The organism is Rhodanobacter panaciterrae (assembly GCF_014651895.1).
Classification (GTDB): domain Bacteria; phylum Pseudomonadota; class Gammaproteobacteria; order Xanthomonadales; family Rhodanobacteraceae; genus Rhodanobacter; species Rhodanobacter panaciterrae.
The window spans coordinates 1,222,156-1,247,780 of record NZ_BMXT01000001.1; the positions used below are offsets into that span (position 1 = coordinate 1,222,156).

19 protein-coding genes are annotated in these 25,625 nt (G+C 62.5%); 14 read left to right on the plus strand and 5 right to left on the minus strand.

All coding sequences use genetic code 11. The features are described from left to right. Positions 1–35 precede the first annotated feature (35 nt). Together IE071_RS05710 and IE071_RS05715 are read left to right on the plus strand one after the other, a co-directional pair. Entirely contained in the window at positions 36–1,199 is a 1,164-nt protein-coding gene (locus tag IE071_RS05710) for an MGDG synthase family glycosyltransferase (protein ID WP_189440138.1), read from the plus strand. 53 nt (positions 1,200–1,252) lie between these two features. Continuing rightward, a complete protein-coding gene (locus tag IE071_RS05715; RefSeq protein WP_189440139.1) occupies positions 1,253–1,729 on the plus strand; it encodes a hypothetical protein in 477 nt (158 codons plus the stop codon). A gap of 73 nt (positions 1,730–1,802) precedes the next feature. On the opposite strand, the gene ykgO is transcribed toward IE071_RS05715, so the two are convergent. The 4 genes from ykgO to IE071_RS05735 form a co-directional block, all read right to left on the minus strand. After that, positions 1,803–1,928: a type B 50S ribosomal protein L36 gene (gene ykgO / locus IE071_RS05720; RefSeq protein ID WP_007080705.1), complete on the minus strand. Its 126-nt coding sequence runs from the start codon at positions 1,926–1,928 to the stop codon at positions 1,803–1,805. Positions 1,929–1,989: 61 nt separating this feature from the next. Next, positions 1,990–2,901: a LysR substrate-binding domain-containing protein gene (locus IE071_RS05725; RefSeq protein WP_189440140.1), complete on the minus strand. Its 912-nt coding sequence runs from the start codon at positions 2,899–2,901 to the stop codon at positions 1,990–1,992. Positions 2,902–3,159: 258 nt separating this feature from the next. Further along, entirely contained in the window at positions 3,160–5,178 is a 2,019-nt protein-coding gene (locus IE071_RS05730; protein WP_189440141.1) for an NADPH-dependent 2,4-dienoyl-CoA reductase, read from the minus strand. A gap of 98 nt (positions 5,179–5,276) precedes the next feature. Then, positions 5,277–5,534, minus strand: coding sequence for an acyl-CoA-binding protein (locus IE071_RS05735; protein WP_189440142.1), 258 nt, complete (start codon positions 5,532–5,534; stop codon positions 5,277–5,279). Positions 5,535–5,644: 110 nt separating this feature from the next. On the opposite strand from IE071_RS05735, the gene cmk reads away from it, so the two are divergent. From cmk to IE071_RS05795, 12 genes are all read left to right on the plus strand, one after another. After that, complete coding sequence (cmk, locus tag IE071_RS05740) at positions 5,645–6,325, plus strand: (d)CMP kinase (protein WP_189440143.1); 681 nt, start codon at positions 5,645–5,647, stop codon at positions 6,323–6,325. Positions 6,326–6,502: 177 nt separating this feature from the next. Next, a complete protein-coding gene (gene rpsA / locus IE071_RS05745) occupies positions 6,503–8,179 on the plus strand; it encodes a 30S ribosomal protein S1 (protein WP_189440144.1) in 1,677 nt (558 codons plus the stop codon). A 72-nt stretch (positions 8,180–8,251) separates the two neighbouring features. Next, positions 8,252–8,551, plus strand: coding sequence for an integration host factor subunit beta (locus IE071_RS05750; RefSeq protein WP_189440145.1), 300 nt, complete (start codon positions 8,252–8,254; stop codon positions 8,549–8,551). A 172-nt stretch (positions 8,552–8,723) separates the two neighbouring features. Further along, the gene (locus IE071_RS05755; protein ID WP_189440146.1) at positions 8,724–8,981 is read left to right on the plus strand and encodes a lipopolysaccharide assembly protein LapA domain-containing protein; all 258 of its coding nucleotides are present in this window, start codon (positions 8,724–8,726) and stop codon (positions 8,979–8,981) included. Continuing rightward, positions 8,978–10,150, plus strand: coding sequence for a lipopolysaccharide assembly protein LapB (gene lapB, locus IE071_RS05760; RefSeq protein ID WP_189440147.1), 1,173 nt, complete (start codon positions 8,978–8,980; stop codon positions 10,148–10,150). The genes IE071_RS05755 and lapB overlap by 4 nt, the downstream gene beginning before the upstream one ends. Positions 10,151–10,163: 13 nt before the next feature. Beyond that, positions 10,164–11,186, plus strand: coding sequence for an MraY family glycosyltransferase (locus IE071_RS05765; RefSeq protein ID WP_189440148.1), 1,023 nt, complete (start codon positions 10,164–10,166; stop codon positions 11,184–11,186). Then, the gene (locus IE071_RS05770; protein ID WP_189440149.1) at positions 11,173–13,071 is read left to right on the plus strand and encodes a polysaccharide biosynthesis protein; all 1,899 of its coding nucleotides are present in this window, start codon (positions 11,173–11,175) and stop codon (positions 13,069–13,071) included. Before IE071_RS05765 ends, IE071_RS05770 begins: the two co-directional genes overlap by 14 nt. Beyond that, positions 13,068–13,952 carry a UTP--glucose-1-phosphate uridylyltransferase GalU gene (gene galU, locus IE071_RS05775; RefSeq protein WP_189440150.1) on the plus strand — a complete coding sequence of 295 codons (885 nt, stop codon included), beginning with the start codon at positions 13,068–13,070 and terminating at the stop codon, positions 13,950–13,952. The genes IE071_RS05770 and galU overlap by 4 nt, the downstream gene beginning before the upstream one ends. Before the next feature lie 275 nt (positions 13,953–14,227). Next, positions 14,228–20,308, plus strand: a complete 6,081-nt coding sequence (locus IE071_RS05780) for an MG2 domain-containing protein (protein ID WP_189440151.1) — start codon at positions 14,228–14,230, stop codon at positions 20,306–20,308. Positions 20,309–20,372: 64 nt separating this feature from the next. Then, on the plus strand, positions 20,373–22,772 hold the full coding sequence (pbpC, locus tag IE071_RS05785; RefSeq protein ID WP_189440152.1) for a penicillin-binding protein 1C: 2,400 nt from the start codon (positions 20,373–20,375) through the stop codon (positions 22,770–22,772). A gap of 73 nt (positions 22,773–22,845) precedes the next feature. After that, the gene (locus IE071_RS05790) at positions 22,846–24,138 is read left to right on the plus strand and encodes an NAD(P)/FAD-dependent oxidoreductase (RefSeq protein WP_189440153.1); all 1,293 of its coding nucleotides are present in this window, start codon (positions 22,846–22,848) and stop codon (positions 24,136–24,138) included. Next, positions 24,135–24,482 (plus strand): tRNA-binding protein, encoded by a 348-nt coding sequence (locus IE071_RS05795; protein ID WP_189440154.1) that lies wholly within the window; start codon positions 24,135–24,137, stop codon positions 24,480–24,482. The genes IE071_RS05790 and IE071_RS05795 overlap by 4 nt, the downstream gene beginning before the upstream one ends. Before the next feature lie 26 nt (positions 24,483–24,508). Here the strand turns inward: IE071_RS05795 and IE071_RS05800 are convergent, their stop codons facing one another. Beyond that, positions 24,509–25,429 (minus strand): MBL fold metallo-hydrolase, encoded by a 921-nt coding sequence (locus IE071_RS05800; protein ID WP_189440155.1) that lies wholly within the window; start codon positions 25,427–25,429, stop codon positions 24,509–24,511. Positions 25,430–25,625 lie beyond the last annotated feature (196 nt).

A 25,625-nucleotide genomic window follows, 5' to 3' on the forward strand; every position in this document is an offset into this window, starting at 1 on the left:
CCTCCGTCGATTGGCACCTGACCATGGACCGCGACATGCCGCAGCAGAAGATCCTGTTCCTCAGCGTCTCGGCCGGTGCCGGCCACATGCGTGCGGCGGAGGCGCTGCGCCTCACCGCCGAGGCAAGCCTGCCGCATGTCGAGACCAAACACCTGGATGCGATGGACTACGTGCCGTCCGCATTCCGCAAGCTTTACACCGATTTCTATATCACGCTGATCAGCAGCTACCCGACACTGTGGGGCGTGCTGTACCAACGCAGCTCGGAGGCCGATCCGGATGGCCCGATGCAGAAGCTGCGACGGGCGATCGAGCGGCTGGGTACGGGTGATCTGCGCAAGGCGATCAATGCGTTTGCGCCCGACGCCATCGTTTGTACCCACTTCCTGCCCGCCGAAATGCTGATGCATGAGATCCGGCGCGAGCGGTTCACGGTGCCGGTGTGGGTCCAGGTCACCGATTTCGACCTGCATGGCATGTGGGTGATCCCGCGCATGACGGGCTTCTTCGCCGCCAGCGATGAAATTGCTTTCCGCATGAAGGCGAACCGCATCGAAGCGGGACGCGTCCATACCACCGGCATCCCGGTGATGCCTGAGTTCACCCAGCCGCAGGACCGACGGGCCTGCGCCGAGCGCTTCGGCCTCGATCCGACCAAGCAAACCATCATGCTGATGGGTGGTGGTGCCGGCGTCGGCAAGCTCGACGAGGTGGCTGCCGCGCTGATGCGGCTCGAACACGACTTCCAGTTGATCGTGCTGGCCGGGCGCAACGAGACAGCGCTGGCCAAGCTGAAGACTCATGCAGCGGAATATCCGGGACGGCTGTTTCCGTTTGGCTTCACCAATGAAGTGGCCCGGCTGATGGCCTGCTCCGACCTGGTGATCACCAAGCCCGGCGGGCTGACCACCTCCGAATGCCTTGCGATGGGCGTGCCGATGGTGGTGTATGCGCCAGTCCCTGGTCAGGAAGAACGCAACGCGGATTACGTGCTGGAGCAGGGGGCTGCGTTGAAGGCGATCGACCTGATCTCGCTTGAGTACCGAGTGCGTCAATTGCTGGTCGAGCCACAACGGCTGGCGCGGATGCGTGAATGTGCGCGTCGTCTGGGGCAGCCGCAGGCAGCACAGCGTGTGCTGGAGATCGTGCAAGCCCAGCTTGCGGGCCAGCTGTCAGTGACTACGGTGGTGAGTCATTGAGCGTGCGTCAGCTGGACCAACGACTCGTGCCTGCAGGAGAAGCGCCGATCTCCATGCGACCCCTGGTGCTGGTGCTGACGCTCGCCTGGACCGTCCTGCTGGCTTTTTTCTTTGCCAACGTGGAGATCCAGATCGAGGGTGCTGCCGGTTGGGCGGCGAACCTGCCGACCTGGCGCATCGAGCATCACTGGCTACTGGATATTTTCTGGGGTAGCCGGCCGATGACCGGTTATCACGCGTGGCTTTTCCCATGCATGGGATTGTTTTTCCATTTCCCGCTGATCTTCACCGGCCGCTGGAATTGGCGTGCCGAAGCGCGTGTGTTCGCCTGCATCATGTTGTTCTGGATCACCGAGGATTTTCTGTGGTTCGTGTTCAACCCGGCCTATGGTGTGGCGCATTTCGCACCACGCTACATTCCATGGCACATCCACTGGTGGGGCCCAGCACCCAGCGACTACTGGGTTTCACTGTCCGTGTCCGGGTTGCTGTTCTGGTTGTCGTGCCGCCCGACACCATGGCGCCGCTAAGCGCCTGCTGCTGAATAGCCGGCACAAAAAAGGCCGCACATGTGCGGCCTTTTCATGACTCATTACGCTGGGATCAGCGCTGACGAGCCTTGAAACGGGGATTGCTCTTGCAGATCACGAACACCTTGCCGCGACGACGCACAATCTTGCAATCGCGGTGCCGCGCCTTGGCGGACTTCAAAGAGTTAAGCACCTTCACGGCCAGCTCCTGACACTAAACGAGAAATTAAGCAGGCAATTGTAACGACTTGAATGGCTTATCACAAGCCCGATGCGGCCGCCGACTCAGCTACCGTGGAAAGGAACTGCAGCAGGGCCGGTGAGTGGTCGTCACTACGGCTGGCTACAGCCAGCAACAGGTAGGCATCAGCGTCTTCCAATGGCACATAGCTCACTCCAGACAGGCGTACTGCACGCATGCTGGCTGGCACCAGCGCCAAGCCCAGGCCTGCCGCGACGAGTGCCAGCAAGCCGTTGATCTGCTGCGCGTGCTGGGTGATCGATGGCTGGAAGCCTGCCTTGTCCGCCAGTTTTACCAGCCGGTCGTAAAGTGTGGCGGCCAGTTCGCGTGGCTGCGAGACAAAGGCATCGCCGGCCACCTCAGCGAGGCGCAGGCTGCTGCGACCGGATAGGGGATGGCCGGAGGGCAGGGCGAGCAGCAGGGGTTCGCGATCGATCACGCTCAAACGCAGGTTACGTGCATCCTGTGCATGAATGGGCTCATCGCGGACAAAGCCGACATCAATCTGTCCGGCCAGCAGCGCAGCGAATTGAGGTTCGGTGTACATCTCGCTGAGGTGCATGCGGACATTGGGTGCGATCTGGCCGTGGCGCAGCAGGGCTTGCGGCAGTGCCGGGTGAAACGAGACCGAGACCGTATACGCCAGCCGCAACTGTCCACTGTAGCCGGCGGCAGCGGCAACCACCTGGCTGCGTGCCTCGTCGGCTTTGGCCAGAATCTGCCGGGCTTGTTCAAGGAAGATCCGACCTGGCTCGGTCAGCGCCACATTGCGCTTGTTACGCTCCAGCAGCCGCACGCCAAGATCCTGCTCCAGCGACTGGATCTGCTGGGACAAAGGTGGCTGGGAAAGATGCAGCCGTATGGCCGCACGGGTGAAGCTCAGCTCCTCGGCGACGGCGACGAAGTAGCGCAGCTGGCGAAAATCAAACATATAGCGATATCGTATTAATGGCTTGCTAAATATATATTGGATACTCTATCGCGTCGATCATAAACTCTCTTCCGTCCCGCCACTTCCCCTCCCCCCTTGTGGCGGCGGCCCTCGCCCCGCAGCGACGCTAAATACGATATCTGGTTCAACTCCCCCCCTGAGCCCATATCGATGCGTCTTCCCTGCGGGGCGCTTTCTTTTGTCTTCCTGACGCCGCTGCCTTCCGGGCAGCGGCGTCGGCGTATCTGGCTGTTGGAATCAGATCTGGCTGGCCAGCTGGGTGCCTTGGGCGATGGCGCGCTTGGCGTCGAGTTCGGCAGCCACATCGGCGCCGCCAATCACGTGCACCTTGAGGCCAGCCGCGATCAATTCATCGGCGAGCCGACGGTTTGGCTCCTGACCGGCGCAGACCACTACATGGTCGACCGGCAGGATTTGTGCGGCACCGTCAACCGTGATGTGCAGGCCCTGATCGTCGAAACGCTGATAGCTGACCTTGCCCAGCATGCTGACCTGCTTGGCATTGAGCGTGGCCCGATGTACCCAGCCGGTGGTCTTGTTGAGCCGCGCGCCAGGACGCCCCTCGCTGCGCTGCAATAGCCAGATCTGCCGGGCCGGAACTTCCGGTCGCGGTTTCTGCAGGCCGCCGCGTTGCGCCAGCTGCATGTCCACACCCCACTCACGAGTCCAGCGGGCCACGTCGGTGGTGGGCGAGGGTGCATGCTCGACCAGGAATTCGGCGACGTCGAAGCCGATGCCGCCGGCGCCGATGATCGCCACCTTCGCACCAACGCTCTGGTGGCGAGCAAGTACATCCAGGTAACTCAGTACGCGCGGATCGTCGCTGCCAGGGAAGCTCACCGTGCGCGGCGTGATACCGGTGGCGATCACCACTTCGTCATAGCCACCCGCATGCAGTGACGCCGCATCTGCGGTTTGACCCAATTGCACGTCGACGCCGGTGTCGCTCAGTTGATGGCGGAAATAGCGCAGTGTCTCGTGGAATTCTTCCTTGCCTGGGATCTGCTTGGCGTAGTTGAACTGGCCGCCAATCTCGTTGGCTTTATCGATCAGCGTCACCGTATGGCCGCGCTGGCCCAGCGTGCTGGCGCAAGCCATGCCGGCTGGTCCGGCACCAATGACCGCGATGCGCTTGCGCACACTGGCCGGCTCGATCTTCAGCTCGGTCTCGTGACAGGCGCGCGGGTTGACCAGGCAACTGGCCCGCTTGTTCTGGAACACGTGGTCGAGACAGGCTTGGTTGCAGGCGATGCATGTGTTGATGCGCTCGCTGCGCCCGGCCTTGGCCTTGTTGGCCCAAGCGGGGTCGGCCAGCAACGGGCGTGCCATCGAGACCATGTCGGCCTCGCCGTCGGCCAGGATGCGTTCGGCCACTTCCGGCATATTGATGCGGTTGGTGGTGATCAGCGGGATTGCCACTTCGCCCTTGAGCTTCTTTGTCACCCACGCAAAGCCCGCGCGCGGCACGCTGGTGACGATGGTCGGTACGCGCGCCTCGTGCCAGCCGATGCCGGTATTGATGATCGAGGCACCGGCCGCTTCGATCGCCTTGGCCAGTGTGACGATCTCGCTCCAGTCCTGGCCACCTTCGACCAGGTCCAGCATGGACAACCGGTAGATGATGATGAAATTGCGCCCGACCGCTGCGCGCGTGCGGCGCACGATCTCGATCGCGAAACGCATGCGACGGGTCGCATCGCCGCCCCAGGCGTCGTTGCGCTGGTTGGTGCGCGCGGCGATGAACTGGTTGATCAGATAGCCTTCCGAACCCATCACCTCGACACCGTCGTAGCCGGCGTCCTGGGCCAGTTTCGCGCAGTGCACGAAGTCGCCGATGGTGCGCTCCACGCCGCGCGAAGACAGCGCCCGCGGTGTGAACGGGGTGATCGGCGACTTGATCTTCGATGGCGCCACCGACAGCGGGTGATAGCCATAGCGTCCGGCATGCAGGATCTGCAGGCATATGCGGCCACCTTCGGCATGCACGGCATCGGTGAGCTTGCGATGGCGAGGTTTGTGCCATGGCAGGGTAAGCCGGCCGCCGAACGGTTTCAGCCAGCCCTGGATGCTCGGCGCAATGCCGCCGGTGACCATCAGCCCGACGCCGCCGCGGGCGCGTTCGGCGAAATACGCCGCCAGCTTGTCGTAATCGCTGGCCTTGTCCTCCAGCCCGGTATGCATCGAGCCCATCAGGATGCGGTTGGGCAGGGTGACATGGCCCAGATCGAGCGGGGCAAACAGCTTCGGGTAATTCATGCGACCTGCACCGGATCAAACGATCGTATGAATGTGCCGGTGTTGGGTATCGGAAAGCAAGCGTCGCGTAGGCGTCGTGGCCAATCCAGGCCTGAAACTTACGTCAGCAGCTGATGCACCAGCGCGATATAGCGCCGCATGGCTTCCTCTTCGGGTACGCCATTCAGTTGCGCCCACGCCGCGTGCTTGGCGGTGCCGATAAAGTCGAAGAAGCCTGGCTGAACCCGACGCAGATCACCCTCCGAACCTTGCTTGTACAGCGCATACAGCTTCAGCAAGGTGTCGTTGTCGGGGCGCGTACCCAATCGCTGGATATCCTCGGCGGCTTGTTCGAATTCGCGGCGAAGATCGGTCATAAGGTTGGATCGGGCTGGCATGTAGGCAAGGAGACCGGCTAGATAGCACGCGTTCCGGGTAGGGTCAACGCGTTAAACTTCCGCTTTCCACCCGCCCGCCAGGAATCGCCATGAGCCATGCCCCATCCGTACCCGTACTCACCATCGACGGGCCGTCGGGATCGGGCAAGGGCACCATCAGCGCCTTGGTGGCCGAACATCTGGGCTGGCGGCTGCTCGACTCGGGCGCCTTGTATCGGGCGGTGGGTTATGCCGCCGGCATGGCGGGGCTGGATCTGTCCGATGTGGAGGCGGTAACCCGTTGCGCCCATGGCACGAAAATCCAGTTTCGCGCGGTCGCGGATGGCGGTGCGACGCGGGTCATGGTCAACGGCCACGACGCCACCGACGAGCTGCGGACCGAAACCGCCGGGGCAGCGGCGTCGGCGATTGCCTCGATGCCATCGGTGCGCGAAGCCCTGGTGGCGCTGCAGCTGGGCTTTCGCAAGGCGCCCGGACTGGTCGCCGACGGGCGCGACATGGGCACGGTGATCTTCCCGGATGCCGCGTTCAAGGTTTTCCTCACCGCCAGCGCCGCCGAACGCGCGAAAAGACGCTATAAGCAGTTGAAGGAAAAGGGACTCAGCGTTACACTTGGCGGCCTTCAACGCGAAATTGAAGCGCGTGACAGCCGCGATGCATCGCGTGCGGTCGCACCGCTCAAGCCTGCCGAAGATGCCGTATTGGTGGACACCACCGGGATGGGCATCGACGAGGTCGTCGCGAAAGTACTTGCCGTCGTGCAGCCTTAATCGGGTTGCGCGACGGTTTCTGCGCTCCTGCTGCGGCAGGGGATTTTGGCCAACGGTGACGACGGTCGGTTCTTGAGGAACCACCTGAAGACGCCCTCAACCGGTGGACCGGGAAGTTCGTGCGCAACACATCAACAAGCGCAACGGGCAACGGTCTTTTCCCACTATGGAATCAACATGACTGAAAGTTTTGCCGAACTGTTTGAACAGAGCCAACAGGCTATCTCCAAGCTGAAGCCCGGCGCCATCGTCACCGGCATCGTTGTGGAAATCCGCAATGACGTCGTCGTGATCAATGCTGGCCTGAAGAGCGAAGGCATCGTCCCGATCGAGCAGTTCAAGAGCGAGGACGGCGTACTCGAGGTGCAGGTAGGCGACGAGGTGAAGGTTGCCCTCGAAGCTTTGGAAGACGGTTTCGGCGAGACCAAGCTGTCGCGCGAGAAGGCCAAGCGCTCGATGGTGTGGGACGACCTCGAGCAGGCGTTCGACAAGGAAGAGACCATCGTTGGTCTGATTTCCGGCAAGGTCAAGGGTGGTTTCACGGTCGACATCAAGGACGTCCGCGCATTCCTGCCGGGCTCGCTGGTCGATGTGCGTCCGGTGCGTGACCCGGTTTTCCTCGAGGGCAAGGAACTCGAGTTCAAGATCATCAAGCTCGACCGCAAGCGCAACAACGTGGTGGTCAGCCGCCGCGCCGTCGTCGAGACCGAGTTCTCCGCCGAGCGCGAACAGCTGCTTGAGCGCCTGACCGAAGGCGCCGTGGTCAAGGGCACCGTCAAGAACCTGACCGATTACGGCGCGTTCGTGGATTTGGGCGGCATCGACGGCCTGCTGCACATCACCGACATGGCGTGGAAGCGCGTGCGCCATCCGTCCGAAGTGGTCAACGTCGGCGACGAGCTGGACGTGCGCGTGCTGAAGTACGACAAGGAGCGCAACCGCGTTTCGCTCGGCCTGAAGCAGCTGGGCGACGACCCGTGGGTCGCCATTGCCCGCCGTTACCCGGTCGGCAGCCGTCTGTTCGGCAAGGTCTCCAACGTCACCGATTACGGCTGCTTCGTCGAGATCGAGCCGGGCGTGGAAGGCCTGGTGCACGTGTCCGAGATGGATTGGACCAACAAGAACGTCAACCCGGCCAAGGTGGTTCAGGTCGGTGACGAGACCGAAGTCACCGTGCTGGACGTGGATGAGGAGCGTCGCCGCATCTCGCTGGGTATCAAGCAGACCCGCTCGAACCCGTGGGAAGCCTTCGCAGCGATGCACAAGAAGGGCGACAAGGTTTCCGGCCAGATCAAGTCGATCACCGATTTCGGCGTGTTCATCGGCCTGGACGGCGGCATCGATGGTCTGGTGCACCTGTCCGACATCTCCTGGCAGATGTCCGGCGAAGATCTGGTTCGCAACTTCAAGAAGGGTGACGAGATCGAGGCCGTGGTGCTGGCGGTTGATCCGGAGCGCGAGCGCATCTCGCTCGGCATCAAGCAGATGGAGCAGGATCCGTTCGGCCAGTTCATGGCGGCGAATCCGCGCGGCACCATCGTCAACGGCACCGTCAAGGAAGTCGATGCGAAGGGCGCCGTGATCGATCTGGGTGAGGGCGTCGAGGGTTACTTGCGTGCCAACGACATCGCCAAGGAGCGCATCGAGGATGCCACGCTGCATCTGAAGGTGGGCGACAAGGTCGAAGCCAAGTTCACTGGCATGGATCGCAAGGGTCGCCAGCTGGCGCTCTCGATCCGCGCGAAGGACGAGGAAGATGTGCCGGAAGTGGCGGCTGTCGACTACGCGTCCGCAGCCAGCGGTACGACCAAGCTTGGTGCGTTGCTCAAAGAGCAGTTCAACAAGGCTGACTGATCGTTGCGAAAGCCTGACGCGGGGCGGCACATCGCCGCCCCGCTGTTTTGATGTCACGGACATTGGGGTCCCATGACCAAATCCGAATTGATCGAAGCGCTGGCCATGCGCCAGACACATCTTGCGTTTGCTGACGTCGAGATGGCTGTCAAAAGCGTGATCGAACAGATGAGTCATGCGCTGGCTCACGGCGAACGCATCGAGGTGCGTGGGTTCGGCAGCTTCGCGCTGCATTACCGGCCGCCGCGCATGGGTCGCAACCCGAAGACAGGCGAAGCCGTGGCATTGCCCGGCAAGCATGTCCCACATTTCAAACCAGGCAAGGAATTGCGCGAACGCGTCAATCTGGATCTGGTGCAGGAAGCCGGTTGATACGGCAGCAACACGTTGATCGAAAGCAGGTTCATCGAAGGCAGGCGACGCAAGTCGATCCTGCCTTCTTTATGCCTGAAATCCGGGTGATCGGCATGGCGTCCTGAATCGTTGTCGCATGGATGGATAGAGCTGCCTGTGCCTGTCACGGTCAATCGGGTAAAGTCTCGGCATGCGACTGCTCGCCATCATCATCCTGCTCATCTTCATCGCCGCCGGCATCGTGCTGGGTGCGCTCAACGCCGATCTGGTCGGCTACGATCTCGGGTTCGCCCGTGTGCAACTGCCCAAAGGCGCCGCCTTGCTGGGCGCTGTGGTGATCGGCTGGCTGCTCGGCGGCCTTACCGCGTGGCTTGGCGTCAGCTCACGCCAGCGTCGGCAGCGCCGTCAGCTATCGCGCGCGGACAAGAAGTTGCTGGCCAAACCATGAATCTCCTGTATGTGCTGGCTCTGCTGGTGCCGGTTGCGTTTGTACTGGGCTGGTGGGCCTCCCGCCAGGTGGGTGCGCGCCGTTCCGGCGCCGAAGTCAGCGAGCTGTCCTCGGACTACTTCCGCGGCCTGAATTACCTGCTCAACGAGGAGCAGGACAAGGCGATCGAGGTTTTCCTCAAACTGGCCGAATACAACCGCGACACGGTCGAGACGCATCTGGCGCTGGGCAATCTGTTTCGCCGGCGCGGCGAGGTGGATCGAGCGATACGGCTGCATCAGCATCTGGTCTCGCGACCGGGCTTATCCGATGCCATGAAGACGGTGGCCTTGCTGGAACTGGGCGAGGATTACATGCGCGCCGGTCTGCTCGATCGCGCTGAAGCGTTGTTCTCCGACCTGGTCGCGATGGATGCACACGCGCCTTCGGCGTTGCGTCACCTGATTGCGATCTACCAGCATGAACGGGATTGGCACAAAGCGATCGAGCACGCGCGTCGGCTGGAGGTGATGACCGGCGAGGACGAGGCGCCGATGATCGCCCAGTTCTATTGCGAGCTGGCCGATCGTTCGCGCCAGCACGGCGCCCGCGCCGAAGCCCGCGATTACCTGCAACAGGCGTTCAAGTGCCAGCCTGATTGCGTGCGAGCGTTCATGCTGACCGGCCGTCTGCAATCGGAGGACGACCATCACGAGGATGCCGTGACGGCGTATGAGGCCGCCGTGGATGCCGACATCGCGTTCACGCCGGAAATCCTGCCGCCGTTGCTCAACAGTTATGCCCGTTCGCAGCAGATGGAACGTGCAGAAGGATTCCTGCGCAACATGCTGGAGCGTTATCACGGCGTCTCACCGGTGCTGGCGTTGACCCATCTGTACCGGCAGCGCGATGGCGAGCGGGCGGCGATCGACTTCCTGACAACGCAATTGCGTCTGCGACCGTCGGTGCGTGGTCTGATGGCATTGATCGACGCGACCATGGACAAGATCGAAGGCGAGGCGCGCGAAAACTTCCTGATCCTGCGCGATCTGACCAGGAAGCTGCTGGAGGGCCAGGCGATGTACCGCTGCAGCCGTTGCGGTTTCGGTGCCAAGGCACATCATTGGCAGTGTCCCAGTTGCAAGAGCTGGAGTACGATCCGGCCGATTCACGGCGTCGCCAGCGAGTGAGACGAACTTGAGGATGTACACGACCATGGGATGGTTGCTGACCAGTTTGCTGATCACGTTGCTGCTGGCGCGCGGCGCGATTGGGTATGCACATCGTCGCGGCATGCTCGATCAGCCTGGACAGCGTCGCTCGCATCAGCTGCCTACTCCGCGCGGTGGCGGTATCGGCATCGTCGTGGCGATGTTGATCTGCCTGCCCGGTGCACTGTTGAGCGCGCCGGCTGCGTTGCCGCCCAATCTGATTGCAGGCCTGCTCATGGCGCTTTTGCTGGTGGCGCTGGCTGGCTGGTGGGACGACCATCGCTCACTGCCAATATGGCCACGGCTGGGTGCGCAAATGCTGGCCACCGGAGTGTTCTCTCTTGCCTTGTTGATGACTGATTTGTCGTGGTGGTGGTTGCCGCTGCTCCTGATCGGCGGGGTATGGAGCATCAACCTGCACAACTTCATGGACGGCATCGACGGTTTGCTCGCGCAACAGGCGATCTTTGTCGGCGGCGGCTTGGCGTTGCTGGCGTGGGGCACGGCGCAGCCGGCACTGGCACTGGCGGCGGCCACCCTGGCTACAGCCGCGCTGGGTTTCTGGTACTACAACCGGCCATTGGCGCGGATTTTCATGGGTGATGTCGGCAGTGGCAGCGTGGGGCTGCTGATCTTTGCGTTCAGCGCGATGCTGTGGCGGCAGAACCATGCCCTGTTATGGCCAGCGCTGATCCTGTCGTCGGCGTTTGTAGTGGATGCCAGCTTGACCTTGCTGACGCGAATGTGGCGCGGACGGCGCTGGTACACTGCGCATCGCGAACACTTGTACCAATGGCTGGTACGCCGTGGTGGGACACATGCACGGATAGATGCGGTTTATCTGTGCTGGAATCTGTTGATTGCGGCACCTTTGGCTTGGTTGGCCTGGAGTCATCTGCGAATGGCGCTGCCGATTACCATGGTTGCTTATCTGGGAGCGACAGCCGCATGGCTGGCGCTGAAACGTCGTTGTCTGCGACGCCACCTGCTCAAGGCTCCCCATGTTGCTGCGTAAACTGGTCGGTTTCATTCATCCGCGCATCGCAGTCGTGTTGCACGATCTGGCGATGGCGGCATTGGCATGGTGGCTCGCCAAACTGCTGCGGTACACATTGAAGCCGGACGAAATCGTCAGCTTCCACATGTTGGAAATTCCGATTGTGCTTCTGGTACAGGGGCTGATTTTCCGCTGGACGGGGTTGTATCGGAGTGTCTGGCGTTTTGCCAGCCTGCCGGATTTGTGGAACATCCTGCGTGCAGCGGTGTTCGGTGCGGCGGGGATCTACGCTGCGCTGTTCCTGTACGACCGGCTCGATAGCGTGCCGCGCTCGGTGTTGCTGCTTTATCCGATCCTGCTGGCGGCCATGCTCGGTGCCCCGAGGCTGCTCTACCGGTACTGGAAGGACAGTCGTAACGATCTGCTACAGAACCAGACGATCAAGCGGGTTCTGATCGTGGGTGCGGATCGGGCTGGCGAAGTGCTTTCGCGCGATCTGCATCACGACAGTCGATATGACGTGGTTGGTTTCGTCGACGACAAAACCAGTTTGCGTGGTGCCAGCATCAATGGCCATCCGGTGCTTGGTCGTTTCGACCAGTTACCCGAGGTAGCACGTGAGGCGGCGGTCGACATGCTGCTGATCGCGCTACCGGGAGCTTCCACTACCGAGATGCGGCGAGTGGTGTCGTTGTGCGACGAAACCGATCTGCCATATCGGACAGTGCCACGACTGGAAGATGTGGTTGCCGGCCGGGCGCAGTTCAACCAGATCAAGGAAGTGGCGATCGAGGATCTGCTCGGCCGCGACACCGTGGAGCTGGACTGGACTGCGATCCGTGAAACGTTGAGTGCACGCCGTGTGCTGGTGACTGGCGGTGGCGGTTCGATCGGCTCGGAGTTGTGCCGGCAGGTTGCGCGGCTCGGTGCACAATCGCTCACCGTGGTCGAGCAAAGCGAATACAACCTGTATCGGATCACCCAGGAACTTCGCGCGGATTTCCCCGAGCTGATCCTCGACGGCATCCTGGCCAATTGCGGCGATCATGCGGCGATGCAGAAGGCATTTGCGGATGTCCAGCCGCAGGTGGTGTTCCACGCAGCGGCCTACAAGCATGTGCCGATGCTTCAGGGGCAATTGCGCGCCGGCTTCAACAACAACGTGCTGGGCACGCGTACGGTGGCCGATGCAGCACGTGCGTTCGGGGTCGAATGCTTTGTGCTGATCTCCACCGACAAGGCGGTCAACCCGACCAGCGTGATGGGTGCCTGCAAACGCGTCGCCGAGATCTATTGCCAGAACCTCGACGCGCATGCCGACACTCGCTTCATGACGGTGCGTTTCGGCAACGTGCTGGATTCGGCCGGGTCGGTGGTGCCGCTGTTCCGTGAGCAGATTCGCGTCGGTGGCCCGGTCACCGTGACCCACCCGGAGATTTCGCGCTATTTCATGACGATCCCCGAAGCCTGTCAGCTGATCCTGCAGACTGCGAGCATTGGCAAGGGCGGCGAGATCTTCGCGCTGGATATGGGCGAGCCGGTGAAGATCCGCGACCTCGCCGAACAGATGATTCGCCTCGCGGGCAAGAAGCCGGGCAGCGAAATCCCGATCGTCTACACCGGCTTGCGCGCCGGCGAAAAACTGTTCGAAGAACTGTTCCATCCGCTGGAAAACTACAGCGCCACCGAACACGCCAAGATTTTCCTGGCGCAACACCGCGAAGTATCGTGGGAATTGCTGCAGGCACTGTTGAACAAAGCCGTCGAGGCTGTCACCGTTTTCGATGAAGAAGAACTTCGCCGCTGCGTGTCCAGCCTGCTGCCTTCGTTCCGCTGGAGCGAATCGGCACAGCCGGACAACGTGGTGTCGATTCGCCGCGCCAACCCGGAGATCAGTGAGTGAGCAAGCCCCTGCGCAAAGTGGTATTTCCCGTCGCCGGACTCGGCACGCGCTTCCTGCCGGCGACCAAGGTGGTCGCCAAGGAAATGCTGCCCGTCCTCGACAAGCCACTGATCCAGTACGCCGTCGACGAGGCGGTGGACGCCGGCGCCGACACGCTGATCTTCGTCACCAATCGCTACAAGCACGCGATTGCCGACTACTTCGACAAGGCCTACGAGCTGGAAGCGAAGCTGCAGGAGAAGGGTAAGGACGAATTGCTTGCTCTGGTGCAGGGCACGTTGCCGCGGCATGTGCGGGCGATCTTCGTGACCCAGCCCGAGGCACTCGGCCTTGGCCATGCGGTGTTGTGCGCCAAGCCTGTCGTTGGTGATGAACCGTTCGGTGTGGTGCTGCCTGATGACCTGATCTGGAACGGCGCCATCGGCAGCGGCAAGGGCGCGCTGCGACAGATGGCTGAGCTGGCCAACGCGCAGCAGGCTGGCGTGATCGCGGTCGAGGAAGTCCCGCATAACGACACCGACAAGTATGGCATCGTGGACGCCACGCGTATCGATGAACGCAGCGCACAGATCCGCCATATGGTGGAAAAGCCCAAGCCGGCCGATGCGCCGTCGAATCTGGCTGTGGTCGGTCGTTACGTGCTGCCTGGCCGCATCTTCCAGTTGCTGGAACAGACCACGCCAGGTGCCGGCGGCGAGATTCAGCTCACCGACGCGATCGAGGCCTTGCTGAAAGAGCAGGGCAAGGTGCTGGCCTATCGCTTCGAAGGCACCCGCTTCGATTGTGGCAACAAGGCCGGTCTGGTACGCGCCACCATGCACATGGCGATGCAGGATCCGAAGCTCGCCTCGGTGGTACGCGAATTTGCCGCAGGCCTCTGACCAGGTAGACCAGGTAGCCGGTCAGAAGCGTCACGCGCACTGACCACGACATGAAGCCGGCGCCCATTGGGTGCCGGCTTCATGTTTTCAGAGTCGGGCTGCTGCAACCATCCGTGGCATGTCAGAATCAACGCCGCGTTTTGCCACGGTCGGCGCGCAGGATGATCTGGGGAAATTTTTCGGCATCGCCAAACCTGCGTCATGCAGGGTTGCAGCGAGTCGTACCCGGAACCGGCGTCGTCGGCTCCGTCAATGGATGAAAATCGGGAAGCATCATGGATTTGCTGCGTTTTCTGCTGATGTTGCCGGTACGTTTGGTGCGTGCCGTGTTTCACTTGCTCGGTTCAATCCTGCGACCCCTCGTTGGCAATATCTCCTGGTCTGCGCCTGGCTGGGCTCCCGCCACCGGTGCAGCGATCCGTCGTCGCCCGCGTCATTTTGCCGGTGGGCTGCTCGCCGCACTGGTCCTGATCATCGGCGGATGGTTTGGTTGGCAGTGGTATCAGCATCGGCCCCGACCGGTCGAACCCGAGCGGATTACCTTCGATGTGAAGGCGCCGGCCATCACCGAATACGCTGCACAACCCAACGGCATTCCCAAGGTCACCATCCATCCGCTGGAGATCGTCTTTTCCCATTCGGTGGCGCCGATCGAACTGGTCGGCAAAGTCGCCAGCAAGGGCATTGCGATGCAGCCTGCGCTCAAGGGCGAATGGAGCTGGCTCGACGATCATACGCTACGCTTTGCTCCCGCCGAAGACTGGCCGGTGGGCGTGCACGTCAAGGTGCAGTTCGATGTGAAGCAGGCCTTTGCGCCGCACGTATTGATGACCGATGACCATCTGGCTTTCGATCTGCCGAAGTTCGCAGCGACATTCGGCAAAGGCGAGTTCTATCAGGACCCGCAGGATGCGACGGCGAAGAAGACGATCGTCCCGGTCAATTTCAATTACCCGGTGGATGCCGCGCAATTCGAGAAGCGCATCGCGATCGCGCTGGCCGACAAGGATGGAAAGTTCGGCACACCGCTGAAATTCACGGTCACCTATGACGCGTTCAAGCTCAATGCCTGGGTGCATTCGCAGCCGCTGGATCTGCCACGCGATGACGGTGCGGTATTGCTGAAGCTGGCTGATGGCGTACGAAGTTCCCGCGGTGGTGACGGAACGCATGACGAGATACAGACCAGCGTCCATGTCCCAGGCCTCTACAGCCTGGCGATCCAGGACATCAGTCCGACCCTGGTCGACAACGACAAGTACGAACCCGAGCAGGTGCTCGTGGCGAATGTCAGCGGCAGCGTACGTGGCAACGAACTGGCTGGGTTGACCAAGGCATGGGTGCTGCCGACGCGCAAGCCGGGTGCAGCGCAGTCCAGCGACGACGCGCCTTATCCCTGGGACGTTTCCGAAGTCAGCGAAGCTGTCCTGCGTCAGTCGCAACCGCTGTCGCTTGAACTGGTGCCTACCGAAAACGACTACGCGGAACTGCAGAGTTTCAAATATCACGCGAAGCCCGGTCAGCAGGTCTACGTGCGTATCGGTGCCGGGCTTAAATCCTTTGGCGGGTATGTACTGGGCAAACCGATTGCGCAGACCTTCAGCGTGCCGGATTACCCGAAGCTGCTGCGCTTCATGGCCGATGGTTCGCTGTTGTCGCTGAGCGGCAGCAAGCGGATTTCAGTGGCGTCGCGCAACATGCCAGGCATGCGGCTGGAGATCGGCCGTGTGTTGCCCGACCAACTTCAGCATCTGGTAAGCCTCAACCAGGGCACCTACACCCATCCGGAACTGGGTTACGGCTTCAGCGAAGACCATATCGTCGAGCGCTTCGTGCAGAAGTCGGCATTTCCCAAGGCCGATCCTGGCAAAGCGCACTATGAGGGTGTCGACCTTGGCCAGTACCTGAAGGAAGGCAAGCGAGGTGTATTCCTGCTGCATCTTTCCGGTTACGACCCGGTGGCTGAAGCGAAGAAAGCTGCTGCGGCCTCCAAGGCCAAGGCTAGGGAATTGCAGGGGGCGGCACCGGCTCCAGGCGATGCGCCCGCACGCTCCGGGAGCTCCGCAGGCGTCGCGGTCAACGCATCGACCGCTGGCGATGACAGCAACGTTGAAAACGGTGACAGCAACGATGGCGACGGCGGGGAATCCGCTGACAGCGCGATGCCCACCGATACGCGCCTGATCGTCGTCACCGACCTGGGCATGCTGGTGAAGCGGTCGCTGGATGGCAGCCAGGACGTGTTCGTGCAGTCCATCCATACCGGGCAGCCAGTCGATGGGGCCAGCGTGTCGGTGCTTGCGGTCAACGGTCAGACGCTCTACACGCAAGCCAGCGGCGCTGACGGCGTGGTGCATTTTCCCGCCTTCAAGGGACTGCAGCGCGAGAAGAAGCCGGTGATGTACGTGGTGAGGAAGGGTGACGATCTGTCATTCCTGCCGATCGATGGCAGTGATCGCCAGCTCGACTATTCGCGTTTCGACATCGGCGGCGAGCCCAATGCGGTGAACCAGGGCCAGCTTTCCGGCTATCTGTTTTCCGATCGCGGCATTTATCGCCCGGGCGACCTGTTCCACATCGGGCTGATCGTGCGTGCGGCCAGTTGGTCGCGCAACGTGGCGGGCATTCCGCTGCAAGCCGAGATCGTCGATCCACGCGGCGTCACGGTGAAACAGCAGGCGCTGACCATGGATGCGTCCGGCTTCGGCGAGCTCGATTACACGCCTGCCGAAACCGCGCCTACCGGCAGCTGGACGGTGAATCTCTATATCGTCAAGGACGGCAAGGCCGATGCACAGATCGGCACCACCACCGTGCAAGTGAAGGAATTCCTGCCTGATCGCATGAAGGTCGAGGCCAGGCTGTCGCAGCAGACACCTGAGGGCTGGGTGAAGCCGGACCAGCTGAAGGGCGTGGTCGACGTGCAGAACCTGTTTGGCACACCGGCCGCCGATCGCCGCGTCGAGGCTTCGTTGACCCTGCGTCCGGCATGGCCGGCTTTCCACAGCTGGCCGGACTATCACTTCTATGACGTGCGCCGTGCCAAGGAGGGTTACGAGGAGAACCTGCAGGATGGCAAGACCGACGACAAGGGGCATGCCGAGTTCGACCTCGATCTGAAAAAGTATGCCGACGCTACCTATCAGCTGTACTTCCTCAGCAAGGCGTACGAGGCCGAAGGCGGCCGCAGTGTTGCCGCTGCCGCGCAGACGCTGGTGTCCAGCAATGACTGGCTGGTCGGCTACAAGTCTGTCGACAGTCTCGACTACATCAAGCGCGACAGCCCACGCGCAGTGCACCTGGTCGCTATCGATCCGCAGGCCAAGGCGTTCGCACTGAGTGGCCTGAAGGCGCAGTTGATCGAGCGCCGGTTTGTCTCGGTGCTGACCAAACAGGACTCAGGAGTCTACAAGTACGAATCGAAGCTCAAGGAAACCCCGGTCAGCGAGCAGTCGCTGACGATTCCTGCGGTCGGCATGGATTACACCTTGCCCACCGACAAACCCGGCAATTACGCGCTGGTGATCCGTCGTGCGAGCGACCAGGTCGAAGTGAACCGCGTGGAATATGCCGTCGCCGGCGCCGCCAATGTCACGCGTTCGCTCGACCGCAACGCCGAGCTGCAGCTCAACCTCAGCAAGCAGGACTACGCGCAGGGCGAGCCGGTGGAAATCTCGATCCGTGCGCCTTATGCCGGCAGTGGCCTGATCACCATCGAGCGCGACAAGGTCTATGCGCACGCGTGGTTCCATGCCGACACCACCAGCTCGGTGCAGCACATCACGGTGCCCGCGGATTTCGAAGGCAACGGCTACATCAACGTGCAGTACATCCGTGATCCGTCCTCGGACGAGGTTTTCATGAGTCCGCTCAGCTACGGCGTGGTGCCGTTCTCGGTGAACCTGGATGCACGCCGCAACCCGATCACGGTCGATGCTCCGGCGTTGGTGAAGCCGGGAGAGACGGCGACGTTCAAGCTGCATTCGACCCAGCCGACCCGGGCGGTGGTGTTCGCGGTGGACGAGGGCATCCTGCAGGTGGCGCGCTACAAGCTGGGCGATCCGCTGAAGTTCTTCTTCCGCAAGCGGATGCTGGAAGTGGGCACCTCGCAGATTCTCGACCTGATCCTGCCGGACTTCGAGAAGCTGATGGCGATGGCTGCACCCGGCGGTGACGCCGATGGTGCGATCGGTCGTCAGCTGAATCCGTTCAAGCGCAAGCGCGACAAGCCGGTGGTGTACTGGTCGGGCATCGTCGACGTCGATGGCGAGAAGGATTTCAGCTACGCGGTACCTGATTACTTCAACGGCAAGCTGCGCGTGATGGCGGTGTCCGTGTCGCCGGACCGCATCGGCACCTTCGAAAGTTCGACCACCGTGCGCGGCGACTTCGTGCTGTCGCCAAACGTACCGACCACGCTGGCACCGGGCGACGAGGCCGAGGTCAGCACCGGCGTGGCAAACAACCTGACTGGCCTGAACGGCAAGCAGGTGCCCGTGTCGGTCACGCTGAAAACCAGCCCGCAACTGCAGGTTGTCGGACCTGCCACGCAGAGTCTGTCACTGGGCGAGATGCGTGAAGGCGTGGCGGTGTTCCACGTCAAGGCCACCGATGTACTCGGCTCCGGCCATCTGGCCTTCAGCGCGGGCTACGCCGGCAAGTCGGCGAATCAGGGTGTGGATGTTTCGGTGCGGCCGGCATCAGCCTATCGCACGCAGGTGGACGTGGGCCGTATCGATCCTGGCAACAAGCTCGAGCTGAAGGATCTGCGCAAGATGTACGACGCCTACGTGTCGCGCGATGCGGCAATTTCGACCTTGCCGGTGGTATTGGCACAGGGCCTCACCGCCTATCTGGTGAACTATCAGAACTACTGCAGCGAGCAACTGGTCAGCGCGGCGATGCCTCGGCTGGTGGTGGCGAAGTGGCCGGTGGTGCCGGTATTCGCACATGCACTGCAACCGGCCTTCAGCGAAAAGAAGATCAGCAACGATGAAGCGCTGGCGAACTTCCTCGACGTGCTGCATTCGCGCCAGAACGGGCAGGGCGGTTTCGGTGTGTGGTCCGCGACACCCGATTCCGAACCGTTCGTGTCGGCGTACGCGATGCACTTTCTGCTGGAAGCGCGCGATCTCGGCGTCACCGTGCCGAAGGACATGCTCGATGCAGGCAACAAATACCTGCAACAGCTTGCTGCCGATGAGAGCCTGAATTCGCTCGACGAGCTGCGCCAGCGTGCTTATGCGGTTTACCTGCTGACGCGTCAGGGCAACGTCACCACCAACGATCTAGCGGCGGTACAGCGGCGGCTGCAGGATGCGTTCCCGAACGACTGGAAGAACGATCTCGCGGCTGCATGGCTGGCTGCGTCGTACGAGCTGCTGAAACAGGACAAGGAGGCGAACCAGCTCATCGCGGGTCCGCAGAAGGCATTGGAGCGCAAGCTGTCCAAGGAGACGTACGTCTACAGCTACTACTACGATCCGCTGACCCGAGATGCCAGCGTGCTGTATCTGCTGTCGAAGTATTTTCCCGGGCGCGCCAAGGCGTTGTCACCGCGCGTGATGGAAAACATCACCTGGCCATTGGCGAACAACCAGTTCAACACGCTGTCGTCGTCGATGACGGTGCTCGCGCTGGACGCGTATGCCGCACAAAGTGCGGGTGAACTGGACAAGCTGGGCATTGCCGAATTGCATGCCGATGGCAGCGCCAAGTCGATTGCGGCGATCCAGGGCAACCTGGTGCAGGCCGGAACCTGGGGCAACACAGCGACCGGTCTGCGCTTCACCAACGGCAGTTCGGTGACAACCTGGCATGTGGCAAGCCAGGGCGGTTATGACCGCGACGCGCCGACCAAGGCGATCAAGGACGGCATCGAGATCGTGCGCGAGTACACCGACAGCAAGGGCAAGCCGCTCGACAAGATCAATGTCGGCGAGGAGATCGATGTCCACGTGAAGATTCGCGCCACCGGTGATCAGGGTGTCGGCAATGTCGCCATCGTCGATCTGCTCCCTGGCGGGTTCGAACCGGTGATCGAGCCGCCAGCGCCGGTCACCGACCAGCCGCAAGCCGATGATGGTGGCGACAGCGAGGTGAAGCCGACTGCGTGGCGTTCGCCGATCGGTTTGTCGACATCGACCTGGCAGCCCGAATACGCCGATATCCGCGAGGATCGCGTGGTGATCTACGGCACGGCGACGCCGGACGTGCGCGAGTTCGTCTATCGCATCAAGGCCAGCAATGCCGGCACGTTCATCGTGCCGCCGGCCTATGGCGAATCGATGTACGACCGCAGTGTGCAGGCACGCTCACCGGGCAGCGGCACGTTGACCGTGGTGAGCAAGCCGTAACGCACGCTGGCACGTTCCCACAGGGAGCGTGCCAGCGTCGGGCCGGTGCCTGCGCAGTCCAGCCATGAATCATCATCACTTGCTCAACCGCCTGTCACGCCGCGTGCTTGCGTGGCTGCGCCGCTGGCAGAACTGGCTGGTCGGCGTGTTGCTGGTTGTCGCCATCCTGGCGGGTTGCCGACTGTGGCCGCATCCATCGCTGCGTGACTGGCAACCGTCATCCACCGCCGTCTATGACGATCATGGTCGGCTGCTGCGGCTGACGCTGGCCAGCGACGATCGTTACCGGCTGTGGGTACCGTTGGCGGACATCTCGCCGCAACTGGTCGACGGCGTACTGCTGCACGAGGATCGCTGGTACCGCTGGCATCCCGGCATCAATCCCTACGGACTGTTGCGCGGTGCATGGATCACCTATGTGCGCCACGGCAATCCGCAGGGTGGTTCGACCGTCACCATGCAGCTGGCGCGACTGCTGTGGAAGCTCAATACGCGCTCGCCGCAGGGCAAGTTGCGGCAGATTGCGCGGGCGTTGCAACTGGAGCTGTTCTATTCGAAGCGGCAGATTCTCGAGGCCTATCTCAACGACGCGCCCTACGGCCGCAATGTCGAAGGCGTGGGCGCGGCCAGCCTGGCGTATTTCAACAAGCAGGCCAGCGCGCTGAGTCTGCCCGAGGCGTTGACCCTGGCCGTGCTTCCGCAGGACCCCACGCGGCGGCTCCAGCGTCCCGATGCCACCGCCAGCAACCTGATCAATCCGCAACTGGCGACCTCGCGAAACCGGCTCTATGCGAGCTGGCTGCGCAGCCACCCGAACGATGTGGCGCTGAAGCCGCTGTTCGCACTGCCGCTGAATCTTCGTCCATTGTCGGCGTTGCCGTTCGAGGCACCGCACGCAGTCGAGCAGCTACTCGCGCAACGGCAAGTCGCCGGCGTGTCCGGCGAGCCGCGCCTGAACACCACGCTCGACCTGGGCCTGCAACACGCGCTGGAACGGCAGATCACCCAATATGTCGCCCGCAATGCATCGCGTGGCATCCGCAACGCGGCAGCGATCCTGATCGATACGCGCGACATGGGCATCAAGGCGATGGTGGGTTCGGCGGATTATTTCGATCGCTCGATCCAGGGTCAGGTCAACGGCACGCTGGCCAAACGCTCGCCCGGTTCCACCCTGAAGCCTTTCATCTACGCGCTGGGTTTCGACCAAGGTGTGCTGCATCCGCAGACCGTGCTGCGCGATGTACCGACCTCGTTTGGTCCGTATACGCCGGAGAATTTCGACGGCCACTTCCTCGGCCCGATTACAGCCACCGATGCGTTGATCCGCAGCCGCAATATTCCTGCCGTGTGGGTAGCCTCGCAGCTGAAGCAACCGAGTCTCTACCAGTTCCTGCGCGACGCCGGCATCAGCCGCATGGCCAGCGAGAAACACTACGGCCTCGCCCTGGTACTCGGCGGTGGCGAGGTGAGCATGCAGGAACTGGGCGGGCTGTACGCCATGCTGGCCAATCGCGGTGAGCTGAGGCCGTTGCGCCTGCTCGCCGACGAGCCGCAGGTTGCCGGCACGCGGATGCTTAGCGACGAAGCCAGCTTCATGGTGATGGACATGCTGCGGCAGAATCCGCGCCCGGACGAAACCACCGGCGCGCAACCCGCGCGGCTGCCGGTGTACTGGAAGACCGGCACGTCATGGGCGTTTCGTGACGCATGGACCGCCGGTAGCTTCGGACCCTACGTGCTGGTGGTTTGGGTGGGCAATTTCGACAGCACCGGCAATCCGGCCTTCGTGGGTGCGGACGCCGCTGCGCCGCTGTTCTTCCAGATCATCGACGCGCTGCGTGCCGAACACCGGCAACTGGCCGAGCCGATCCGGCATATGCCGGCCAACCTCAAGCGCGTGCAGATCTGCCTGGCCAGTGGCGACTTGCCGAACCAGTGGTGTCCTCAGAAAGGAATGACCTGGTTCATTCCCGGCAAGTCGCCGATCCGTGTCAGCAACGTGCACCGCCCGGTGGTGATCGATGATGCCAGCGGCCTTCCGGCATGCCCGCCCTATGCCGGCAAGCGCACGCATGTTGAGGTCTATGAGTTCTGGCCATCCGACCTGCAGCACGTATTTGCCCAGGCCGGCATTCCGCGGCGCAAGCCGCCGCAGAATCCGCAGTGCGGGAATGCCGGCACACCGAATGGCGATCCGCCGCAGATCACCTCGCCGCTGCGCGGCAGCACATACGCAATGCGACTGGCCCAGCTCGGGCAGGAGCGCATCGCGTTCGTCGCCACGACCGATGCCGACACGCACGCGCTGTACTGGTTCGTCAACGACGCCTATATCGGCCGCAGTGCGCCGGGCGAGTCGCTGTTCTGGCAACCGCAGACGGCAGGCAGCTATAACGTGCACGTGGTCGACGATCATGGCCGCAGCGACCAGCGCCCGCTTGGAGTCAGTCTGGTCGAATAGCCACACCGGTGGCATCCGGAACGCTGCGCTATGCTCGCTGTCCAAGCGCCACATTCAAGGTGTCCGTCGTCCCATGTCAGTACCACCCCAGGCCACGTCCTACTACCGTGCCACGGCAACTCCGTACACAAGCTTTGCTCCACTGCAAGGCAGGCAGCATGCGCGGGTGGCCATCATCGGCGGGGGCTTTGCGGGGCTGAACACGGCGCTGGGCCTGGCCGAACGTGGCGTGAGCGATGTGGTGTTGCTGGAGCGTGAGCAGATCGGCTTCGGTGCCTCCGGCCGCAACGGCGGATTCGTGTTTGCCGGCTATTCGCTGGGCGAGCAATCGCTGCTGGATCAGCTAGGCGAGGCGCGTGCGCAGGCCTTGTTCAAGCTCACCACCGAAGCGGTGCAGCGCATCCGCCAGCGCGTCGCCGATTACGCCATTCCCTGCGATGCCGTCGACCAGGGCGTGATCTGGGCCAACTGGTTTCGCGATCCGGGCGTGTTGCGCCGGCGCCAGCAACTGCTGGCTGAGCATTACGGTGTGCAGTGGCAATGGTTGCCCCAGACCGAACTGCGCGAGCGCGTCCGCAGCGAGCGCTACCACGATGGTCTGTATGAACGTGACGCCTTGCATCTGCATCCACTCAACTATGCGATCGGTCTCGCTGCGGCAGCCGCCGGGCAGGGCGTGCGCATCCATGAGAACAGTGGCGTCCGCAGCCTCACCCGCGAAGGCCTGCAGTGGCGTGTGCGCACCGCGCAGGGCGAACTGCTGGTCGATCAGGTAGTGCTGGCGTGCGGCGGTTATCTGGCCGGCCTGCAGAAGCCGATCGATCGGGCAATTCTGCCGATCGCCACCTACGTGATGGTGACCGAGCCGTTGGGTCACCGGCTGGACGATTGCCTGCATACCCGTGCTGCGATTTACGACAGCCGTTTCGCGTTCGATTACTACCGTGCGTTGCCGGATACGCGGCTGCTATGGGGCGGCCGTATCTCGGTCCGCAACCGTTCGCCGCAAGCGGTGCAGCGGCTGCTGACGAAAGATCTGCTGCGGGTATTTCCGCAATTGCACGGCGTCAAGATCGATTACGCGTGGTCGGGCTTGATGAGTTACGCACGTCATCAGATGCCCCAGATCGGCGGCAGCGACAACGGACTCTGGTGGGCGCAGGCGTTCGGCGGTCACGGTCTGGCGCCGACCTGTGCCGCCGGCGAGCTGCTGGCCGCAGCGATTGCGGCTGGCGACGATCGTTGGAAACAGTTTGCCGACTACGGCCTGAGCAGCACGCACCGGCCGTTCGGTTATCTTGGCGCGCAGACGACCTACTGGTGGCAACAGGGTCGCGATTGGTTGAAGACGAGGCTGGAAGGATGAGCGAAGCAGAGCAGGCTGAAATCAGTTGGGCCGATTTCGAGAAGGTGCAGATTGTTGCCGGGACGGTGATCCGTGTTGAACCGTTTCCCGAAGCACGCAAGCCGGCGTGGAAAGTGTGGGTGGATTTCGGCCCGTATGGCGAGAAGAAGACCAGTGCGCAGATCGCTGCGCTGTACAGCGCCGAGCAGTTGGTCGGTCGCCAGATCGTCGGCGTGATCAACTTCCCCGAGAAGCAGATCGGCCCGTTTCGTTCGCAGTTCCTGCTTACCGGGTTTCACACGGATGCGGGCGTGGTGATCACGGCGGTCGAGCGCCCGGTGCCGAACGGCACGCGGCTGGCCTGATCAGATCGGATTGCGACCGCAGCGCGTCAGCGATCCAGCCACACCGCCAGCCCCTGCGCATTCAACTCGATATCCATATGCAGCAGCTGGACGAGCGCTTCGCGGCCCTGCGTCCAGCCATGGGCTTCGGCGCGACCTGCATACAGGTCGGTCAGCGCCTCGACCAGGTTTGCATGACGATACTCGTGACCATCCGCCGCGCGGGCCAGCGCCACCATCGCGTCGATCTGCTGGTGCAGATCGGCAGCAAGTCGTTCCACATGCTCCACCCGGCCGTAGTGGGTGAGATACATCGCGGAGGGATGCAGCGCGAGCAATCGATCGATGGATGCATGCAGCGCATCCGGATCGAACTGTACCGGCGAGGTGGTGGGCAGGATGAACGGGCCGCTCGACGTATCGAATTCGCGATACGACAGACCGAACACGTCGCCGGTGAAGCAGGCATTCGCGCGGGCGTCGTAGACGGTCAGGTGATGTTTCGCATGTCCGGGGGTGTCGATGCACAGCAAGGGTCGACCGGCCAGATCCACCACATGCCTGTCCGGCGCTTCGATCACCCGCTCAGCAGGAATCGGTCGCAGCCGGCCATAGGTCTGCTCCATCACCGCCTCGCCATACACGGCGCTGGCACCGGCCCACAGTACCGACGGGTCGATCATGTGCCGGGCACCGCGCGGATGCACCACCAGCTTCGCGTTCGGCAGCTGCGCAATCAGCTCGCCGGCACCGCCGGCATGATCCAGATGGACATGGGTAAGGATCAGCCAGTCCACCTCGGCGGCGGTGATTCCGGCCTCGTCGAGCGCGGCCAGCATGCGCGGCACCGAGAAGTTGGTACCGCAGTCGATGAAGGCGCCGCGTCCGTTCTCGACGATCAGATACGCCGCATCGAACTGCGGCCGCACGAAGCCGGTGTCGATGGTGTGGATGCCGTGGATGGTCATGCTTGCCTCGCGATCAGTCGATCCGGCGAGGGTAGCAAGCCGCTGCGGAATCGGCACTTGCACCTTGGTCGAGCCAGGGTCGCCTGAAAGGCGCATCCTGCAGGTGCTGCCACCATGGCCCGGGAACCTTGGGCGAGCTGATGCATCCGATCAGTGGCAGTACGGCCAACGCATGGCGTTGGCTCTTCGTCTTTAT